The organism is Polynucleobacter finlandensis, assembly GCF_018881755.1.
Lineage (GTDB): Bacteria > Pseudomonadota > Gammaproteobacteria > Burkholderiales > Burkholderiaceae > Polynucleobacter > Polynucleobacter finlandensis.
In genome coordinates, this window is sequence record NZ_JACVPS010000026.1 from 1 (window position 1) to 8,975 (window position 8,975).

The following is an 8,975-nucleotide window of genomic DNA, read 5'->3' on the forward strand; positions in this document are numbered from 1 at the left end:
CGGGCATAAAGGGCGAAGTCTATGCAAGGAACGATGATTCCGTAGAGAAGAAAAATATCGGCTTGCAATGGGAGAAGGCAAGCGGGGGGAAATGCTTATTTCTATTCGCACTAAAAGATGACGCTGGGAAAAGTGTTATCAAACAAATTGAAGATAAGATAAGATAAGTCAAAGGTGAAGCGAGTAGGAGAGGGCGGTGTAAATCAAAGGCTCCAGGGCAAAGAGAAGAGCTGTGTAAATATGGCCTTAAAACTGTACTACTGAAAAGATATCAAACCAATAGAAACAAGGGGTTACGAGGATCTAACTAGCAATTCAGTAGTACAAATCACATCTCGTAAGTCATTGTTTTATATAGGTTTTATGCTACTCCGACGTAGGGGCTACGAACCAAGGGGTCGTGGGTTCAATTCCTGCCAGCCGCACCAACTATAAGGGCCTCCTGTCGGGGGCCCTTACCTTTTGGACAATAGAACGTACTTTTGGACAATAAATTGGGATTATTTACTCAATTTTCTATAGGCAGAGCCATATTGAATAAGGGTTAGCTGTCTACACCCACTTGTTTAACTTGGACAATAGACTCAATTCCCCTTCGATACGATTGATTTTTTTAATACTAAAAGAATGGAAATTCCCGTGTTTTTTACGGTCAATTTCCTTGTCCGTCACTAGATTGCTACTCATAGATTGGGTTGCTGCCGACTCTAGTGAAGTCCTATTGCCATCTCATGTGACCGCTGCTCCATCCATAACAGTCATTAAATAAGCGATTTTTTGTAGATTCTGACGGGCAGAGAGCGGCCAGAAGCGGCCCTTTAATGCGCCACAATAGCCCCATTAAAGTGCGCTTTTATGCTCTAGTGACTTTTAAGTGATGTATGCTTAAAAAGCACATTAAGGCTGATAACTGTTACAGCACTTGATTTCTTTAATCCTGCGTAACAGTTGTCCTCTCTAACAAATTAGAGTAGCGCCCATCCCCAAAAAAGTAGATGGTATAGATGAAGGATCCAATGAAGGACCAGGCCGCTCTAAATTTGAAGTTGAGTGAGAGGCGCAAGCTCAAGGCAAAGCTGGCCGCTCTAGAAAAATCAAGTGGCTAAATTAAATTTATTGAGAAGTTTAGGGTAATGAAAACCGCACTGAATTACGTAGCACAAGCTCAGCAATACCGAATTAACGAGCTTGAACAGTTATACCGTATATGCGCGCTGATGGACGTAGCTGGCGACTTAGTGCATTGTTTGCAAAGCGAGCGCGGCTCATCCAATGTGTTACTTGCGTCAAAAGGCGTGAGTTTTCGAGAAAAATGGATTGCCTTTGGCGCTAATACTGATGGGGCAAGCAGCCGCCTGCACTGTTGGCTTGATATTAACGAGCGCTCAGATGGCATGGTGAGTAGCTCTCGGTTTCTAATGCGTTTAGCCTTAGCAATTCATGGAATAAATGACTTGCCTAAACTTCGTCAAAAAATACTGAATCAGGAAATTTCTGCCGCTGAGTCGACTGGAATTTATAGCTCGGTAGTAAACGCACTTTTAGCGCTGGTATTCGAGGCTGCTGATATTGCTGTCGATCCATCAGTCAGTAAGGGACTAGTTGCGCTTTTCCATCTGATGCAGGGCAAGGAATTTTCAGGGCTAGAGCGAGCAACTGGCGCAAGAATCTGCGCATCTGAAAAGTCCGATGAATTATTGCAAGCCCTGGGAAATTTAATTGAATTACAGGAGCATTGCATCGAACGATTTGAGGATTTTTCCTCGACAGATATTGTTGAGCAGTGGTTAGCCATGACAAAATCTATGCCCATGATTGAGTTTGAGAAGATGAGGCGAAAGCTGTTGTCGCCCAAGCTGGTTGATGAGTCTATTCATGCAGATGAATGGTTTTCGATGTGCACTCGTCGGATTGATGCAATGCATATGGTGGAGAAATACCTTACGAATAGTCTGGCTACTAAATGTGATGCCCTCATTAGAGAGGCCCATACCCAATTAAATGATCAGAATACGCTTTTATCCGCATTATCTAATGAGCAGCCAAACTCACCAATCTCGCTGTTAGTATCTAATTTACCTTCTGGGCGAAAAGGTGATGGGGTATTGAGCGATAAAATCGGCTCAAACTTATCCATGGAAATATTAGATGTTTTGCAATCACAATCAAAACAGTTATCAGCGATGGGTGATGAGCTTTTGGCTGTAAGGGCCACCATTGAGGAGCGCAAGGTTATTGAGCGAGCCAAAGGGATGCTTATGGCTCACCAAGGATTGTCTGAAGAAGGGGCTTATTCAGCCATGCGAGATAAGTCGATGTCACAAAATCAAAAGTTGATCGATGTGGCCAAATCAATTCTTTCTCTTTTTGAATTCCTTAAATTGAAGCATTGATGCACCCTAAGCGTGCATTACTGATAATTTCGGTGCATTAAAAAAAATTCAAGTTAACAGTATTAAGTAATCTCCTTCTTAGAGGTGGCCAACGATGGTCAACTCTAAGGCGGCGATCTGTTTAGATCGTTTTGCCCAAAGGATAAAGACGTCCAATTATGTTCAGCATTGCGCTGGAAGTAATTGGACGTCTTTTTTATTTGTATTTTCTTAGGGTGGGCAATGATGAATATAGAAAAAGACATTCGATTTACATCTCAATTGAATGCTAGTTACGGAAGTGTCACGCTTGTTGGCGCGGGGCCTGGTGACCCCGAGCTTCTTACCATCAAAGGTATGCGCGCCATTTTTGAGGCAACTATTTTGCTTGTTGATGATCTTGTGAATCCAGAAATCTTGCAATATGCATCCCCATCTGCACGAATTATTCAAGTTGGAAAACGCGGCGGTTGCGTTTCAACCCCGCAGAGCTATATAGAAAAATTAATGATTTCAGCTGTAGCCAAAGGCGAGAAGGTGGTTCGACTGAAAGGTGGGGACCCATTCATTTTTGGAAGAGGTGGCGAAGAGCAAGAGCACCTTCAAGCCTTGGGGATTCCGGTAAAAGTCATTAGCGGAATTACCTCTGGGCTTGCAGCATCGACAGCACTAGGAGCGCCTCTAACCCATCGCGACTATGCTGTTGGTGTCCTCATGATTACTGGACATAACAAGCCTGGAAGAAATGCGACGGACTGGGCGCAAATTGGAAAAGTTGCTCAAGATACTAAGCTTACTTTAGTAATTTATATGGGCATAACGGGGATTGACTCAATTCAATCTGGCTTACTGGAGTCCATGTCTTCAGATACACCTGTTGCCATTGTTCAAAAGGCAACTTTGCCCGATCAACGTATTGAGAAATGCACATTACGGGAAATGGTAAGCAAGATTCACGAAACAAAGATGGGCAGCCCATCCATCATCGTGATTGGTGATGTCTTGCAGGCGCTTACTCAAATTGCCAATGATTCGGTGGCACCTGCCTTCCAAAATATTAAAGCTGCATAAGCATCCATTCACGAAATCCGGACAGAAAGTTGATCATGAAAAAACAAAAATTAGTTCTTATTGGGAATGGAATGGCTGGTATTAAGGCCATTGAAGAATTATTAAAGCTTGATCCTGAGATGTACGACATTACTGTCTTTGGTGCCGAACCTTACGGTAACTACAACAGAATTTTGCTATCGCCAGTATTAGCCGGGGAAATGAAGTTAGACGACATCATGTTAAATGACTTGGAATGGTACAAATCAAACGGCATCACTTTGTATTCTGGCAAAAAAGTGACCAAGATCGATCGTGCCGTTAAAAAAGTATATTCAGATGACGGGACTGAGGTTCAATACGATCGATTGGTATTGGCTACGGGGTCCACCCCCTTTATGCCACCTATTCCGGGAATAGATTTACCTGGTGTACTGGCTTATCGTGACATCGCAGATACGGAGTTAATGATAGCGGCTACAGCAAGCTACAAGAATGCCGTTGTTATTGGCGCTGGTCTATTGGGTCTTGAGGCTGCTAATGGCCTTTTGTTACGCGGGATGAATGTCACAGTAGTCCACTTGGCCGACTGGATTATGGAGCGTCAACTCGATAAGGTTGCTGCGGATATGCTGCAGACTTCTCTCGAGGCAAAAGGGATGAAGTTTTTATTGGGGCGTAATACTGAAGCCTTGATAGAGGGAGACGAGAGTAGGGTAGGGGCTATCCGGTTTAAGGATGGCATGCAACTTGCCACTGATCTTGTAGTGGTTGCGGCTGGCATTCGTCCAAATTACACGCTGGCAGAGTCATCCGGCTTATTTTGTGGATCTGGCCGCGTACGGGGTATCCATGTCTCCGATACATTGCAAACCATTACTGATCCTTCCATTTATGCAGTTGGTGAGTGCGTCGTGCATCGCGGAATCGCCTATGGATTGGTAGCACCACTGTTTGAGCAGGCTAAGGTTTGCTCAAATCATTTAGCAAATATTGGCATAGCTCAATACAAGGGCTCGGTTACTTCAACCAAGCTGAAAGTTACCGGAATCGATGTCTTCAGTGCGGGTAACTTTAGCGGCGATGATGAAACCGAAGACATCTTATTGCATGACAGGCAGGCTGGAATTTATAAGCGCATTGTGGTGAAGCAGGATCGGGTGGTGGGATCAGTTCTATACGGCGACACGTCTGACGCTGCTTGGTATTTCCAGCTAATGAAGGATGGTCAAAGTGTTCACGAAATTCGCAGCCATCTGCTTTTTGGAAATTCATCAGGCTCTCATTTGGGCGATGCTGGCCATAAAGGGCAAAATCTGGCAGCCACCATGGCTGATAGCGCTGAGGTTTGTGGCTGTAATGGGGTTTGCAAAGGAACGATTGTTAAATCTATTAAACAAAATGGTCTCTTTACAGTTGATGAGGTACGTAAGCATACAAAGGCTTCTTCATCATGTGGGTCTTGTACTGGCTTAGTAGAGCAAATTCTGGCGTCAACGGTAGGTGGGGCGTATACACCCAAAACCAATGAAAGCAAGCCGATGTGCGGGTGTACAGAGCATACCCATCAGATTGTTAGAGATGCAATCTATGCTGAGCATTTAATTAATAAAGAATCTGTCTTTAAATCTTTGGGTTGGAAAAATGAGAATGGTTGCGAGAAGTGTAGGCCAGCGATCAACTATTACTTGATTTCTAGTTTTCCGCATGAAGCTAAAGACGACCCACAATCACGATTTGTTAATGAGCGTATGCATGCCAATATTCAAAAGGATGGCACTTTTTCAGTGATCCCAAGAATGTGGGGCGGATTAACAAACCCCAAAGAACTGCGTGCCATTGCTGACGCCGCTGAAAAATATCATGTACCAACAGTAAAGGTGACTGGCGGGCAACGGATTGACCTTTTGGGCATACGTAAAGAGGATCTCCCGGCTGTTTGGGCGGATTTAAATGCGGCCGGAATGGTCTCTGGTCATGCATACGGAAAATCTATTCGGACTGTTAAGACCTGCGTGGGGGCAGAGCATTGTCGCTTTGGTACCCAGCATTCAATGGACACTGGCATTCTCTTGGAAAAAATGTTGTTCGATATGTACGCGCCTCATAAGGTAAAGCTTGCAGTATCTGGTTGCCCTCGTAATTGCGCTGAATCGGGCATTAAGGATGTAGGAATTATCGGGGTTGACTCGGGTTTTGAGATTTATGTGGGTGGTAATGGTGGCATCAAAACTGAGGTTGCGCAATTTTTCTGCAAGGTGACTACAAATCAGGAGGTGATGGAATATTCCGGCGCATTCCTGCAACTCTACCGCGAAGAGGGTTGGTATCTCGAGCGGACCTCTCACTATCTTGAGCGCGTTGGGCTTGGTTACGCCAAATCAAAAATTCTTGAAGATGAAAAAGGCCGAAAAGATCTATTTGAAAGATTAATTGATTCCTTGAAAAATGCAAAAGACCCGTGGGAAGTGATGCAGACCAAAGAGCCAGTAAAGCAATTTATCCCAATCGCAGTTGAAGCATAACCGCATCAGAAAGGAACAAATGATGAATGAATGGAAATTAGTTTGCGGAATAGAAGATATTCCTAGATTGGGGTCTCGGGTAGTAACGCGTAGTAGCGGAGGGGATATCGCTATTTTTAGAACCTCTGATGACGAGGTCTATGCGCTACACGATAAATGCCCTCATAAGGGCGGACCCCTTTCTCAGGGAATCATTCATGGCAAGACAGTGACCTGTCCTTTGCATTCCTGGAATATCCAATTACAAGATGGGCATGCAATTGCGCCAGATGTTGGGTCTTGTCATTCGATCAAGATCAAGCTCGAAGATCAAAATGTTTTTTTAGCCATTTAAACCACTACAGAAATATTTAAATTCATCAAAATTAAAGGAATACATCATGTCATATTTAATGCCCTCTGAATTTGTTACAAAGATGGTTGATGCAGGGGAGTCAAAAGTATTTATGGCTACTCGCGATACCTTGATAAGAGCGTATATGGCTGGAGCAATTCTTGCCCTAGCTGCTGTATTTGCTATTACTGCAAGTGTTCAGACAGGGTCTCCACTCATTGGGGCTATTTTGTTCCCTGTAGGTTTTTGTATGCTCTATCTCTTGGGATTTGATCTATTGACAGGTGTATTTGTATTAACCCCGCTTGCCTTGATTGATAAAAGGCCTGGGGTGACGTTAAAAGGTATTTTAAGAAACTGGGGGCTGGTATTTGTCGGTAACTTTGCTGGGGCCTTGACTGTTGCATTTATGATGGCCTTCATTTTTACTTATGGATTTAGCATGGAGCCGAATGATGTTGGCGCGAAGATTGGCCACATTGGTGAATTGCGCACTTTGGGTTATGCCAAGTTTGGATTTATGGGTTGGATGACTATCTTCTTCAGAGGAATGCTATGTAACTGGATGGTATCTACTGGAGTGGTCGGTGCGATGATTTCAACGAATGTTAGCGGAAAAGTGATCGCTATGTGGATGCCGATCATGCTGTTCTTTGCAATGACATTTGAGCACTCAGTAGTTAATATGTTTCTCTTTCCATCTGGGTTAATGATGGGCGGTAACTTCTCAATCTTGGATTATTTCATCTGGAATGAAATTCCAGTGGTGTTGGGTAATCTTGTTGGCGGCATTGCCTTTACAGGATTAACTCTGTATGCCACTCACATCAAGACCGGCGCAAAACGCAAACTTGTTTAATTTACTGAATAAGCGCAATGCCTTCAATCATGAAGGTATTGCGAGAGGAATTTGATGATTCAAGAGCTAAAAATTTCACTTGGGCAATATTCAAGCAAGGGTCGTAAAGAAATCAACCAAGATTTTTATGGGATTTGCTTCCCTAAGGAGCCATTACTCAGCAGTAAGGGGGTAGTTGCGGCAATTGCAGATGGCATCAGCTCTAGCGGTGTTAGCCACATTGCTAGTGAATCGGCAGTATCTAGTTTCTTGGAGGATTACTACTCAACATCAGAAGCCTGGTCTGTTAAAACCGCCGCCGAGCGAGTTTTAAGCTCTACAAATTCCTGGCTTCATTCTCAGACCCAACAAAGTCAATATCAATTTGATATGGATAGGGGTTATGTTTGCACCTTTTCTGCCCTGATATTTAAATCAAATAAGGCGCATATATTTCATGTTGGGGATACGAGGGTCTATAAACTCGCCCGCAAATCATTGGAGCAGCTGACAGAGGATCATCGTGTATATGCGTCATCTGAAAAGAGCTATTTAGCCCGTGCTTTAGGGGTAAATAGACACTTAGATGTTGACTATGCTGTCACAGATATTGAGGTTGGCGATGTCTTTATTCTGGCCACTGATGGCTTATATGAATACTCTAATTTTGAAATTATTAGCTCAGCCATTCAGACTCATTCTGATGATTTAAATCTTGCTGCAGAAAAAATTGCCGAGCAATCTTATCAACGAGGGAGCTCTGATAATCTCACTTTACAGATCATTCGCATTGAGCAGTTACAAGATATTAGCCATAACGAAATAAGTAATCGCATCACAGAGTTGCCATTTGCTCCAAATTTAGAGGAAAAGATGGTTATCGATGGTTACAAAATTTTACGGGATATCAAAATTGGCAGTCGCAGTTATATTTATTTGGCTAGCGATGAGGAGACCGGAGCTCAAGTTGTTTTAAAGGTACCCTCTATTGGCATGAGGGATGATGTCTCTTATCTAGAGCGGTTTCTTGTGGAGGAGTGGGTCGCCAGAAGAATTAATAACCCCCACGTTCTTCATTTATGCCCACAAACTAGAAAGAAAAATTACTTATACATCGTATCTGAATATATTCAGGGCCAAAGTTTGACTCAGTGGCTATCTGATAATCCCACGCCTGATCTTGTTTCGGTAAGGGAGATTATTGGCCAAATAGGAAAGGGTCTGCAGGCCTTCCATCGTCTCGAGGCAATTCATCAAGATTTAAAGCCAGAGAACATCATGATTGATGAGAATGGCGTAGTAAAGATCATTGATTTTGGTGCCACTAGGGTCGCTGGTATCGAGGATATGAATCTACTAAGCGAAGAAATTAACTTTTTAGGCTCAGCTCAATATGCTGCGCCAGAATATTTTTTAGGTGAGCTGGGTACAACTTCTTCCGACATATTTTCTCTTGGCGTGATCGTCTATCAGATGCTATCGGGACGGTTTCCCTATGGTTCAAAAGTTTCCAGAGCTCGAACTGCTAAGGCTCAGAAGAGGCTTGTATACGAGTCTGTCACTTTGCACAACCCGAAAGTACCCGCGTGGGTTGATGAGGCCATTCGAAAGGCCGTTCACCCCAATCCAGCAGAGAGGTATCAAGCAGTTTCCGAATTTCTGTTTGATCTCGAAAAACCAAATGCTGTGCTGATCGATAAAAGAGTGGTTCCGCTTATTGAGCGTGACCCCATTGCTTTTTGGAAAGTTATTTCTGCATTGCTGTTTACTGCTTTGATTTTTTCTAATGTTTTAGGTCATCTTTCTCGCTAGGAGTATTAATTTCATGTATTTGATGACCCCAGGAATGTCCCTTA

6 protein-coding genes are annotated in these 8,975 nt (G+C 43.4%); all 6 read left to right on the forward strand.

Annotation, left to right across the window (positions count from 1 at the left end; all coding sequences use genetic code 11):
* The first annotated feature begins 1,133 nt into the window (after positions 1-1,133).
* The 6 genes from ICN49_RS11470 to ICN49_RS11495 all read left to right on the forward strand — a co-directional run bounded on the left by ICN49_RS11470 (position 1,134) and on the right by ICN49_RS11495 (position 8,931).
* Positions 1,134-2,393, forward strand: a complete 1,260-nt coding sequence (locus tag ICN49_RS11470) for a nitrate regulatory protein (RefSeq protein ID WP_216168207.1) — start codon at positions 1,134-1,136, stop codon at positions 2,391-2,393.
* 225 nt (positions 2,394-2,618) lie between these two features.
* The gene (cobA, locus tag ICN49_RS11475; RefSeq protein ID WP_216168212.1) at positions 2,619-3,443 is read left to right on the forward strand and encodes a uroporphyrinogen-III C-methyltransferase; all 825 of its coding nucleotides are present in this window, start codon (positions 2,619-2,621) and stop codon (positions 3,441-3,443) included.
* A gap of 35 nt (positions 3,444-3,478) precedes the next feature.
* Complete coding sequence (gene nirB / locus ICN49_RS11480; protein WP_216168208.1) at positions 3,479-5,947, forward strand: nitrite reductase large subunit NirB; 2,469 nt, start codon at positions 3,479-3,481, stop codon at positions 5,945-5,947.
* A 22-nt stretch (positions 5,948-5,969) separates the two neighbouring features.
* Entirely contained in the window at positions 5,970-6,281 is a 312-nt protein-coding gene (nirD, locus tag ICN49_RS11485; protein WP_216168209.1) for a nitrite reductase small subunit NirD, read from the forward strand.
* Positions 6,282-6,327: 46 nt separating this feature from the next.
* Entirely contained in the window at positions 6,328-7,140 is an 813-nt protein-coding gene (locus tag ICN49_RS11490; protein WP_216168210.1) for a formate/nitrite transporter family protein, read from the forward strand.
* Positions 7,141-7,194: 54 nt separating this feature from the next.
* Positions 7,195-8,931 carry a bifunctional protein-serine/threonine kinase/phosphatase gene (locus tag ICN49_RS11495; RefSeq protein WP_216168211.1) on the forward strand — a complete coding sequence of 579 codons (1,737 nt, stop codon included), beginning with the start codon at positions 7,195-7,197 and terminating at the stop codon, positions 8,929-8,931.
* Positions 8,932-8,975: the final 44 nt, after the last annotated feature.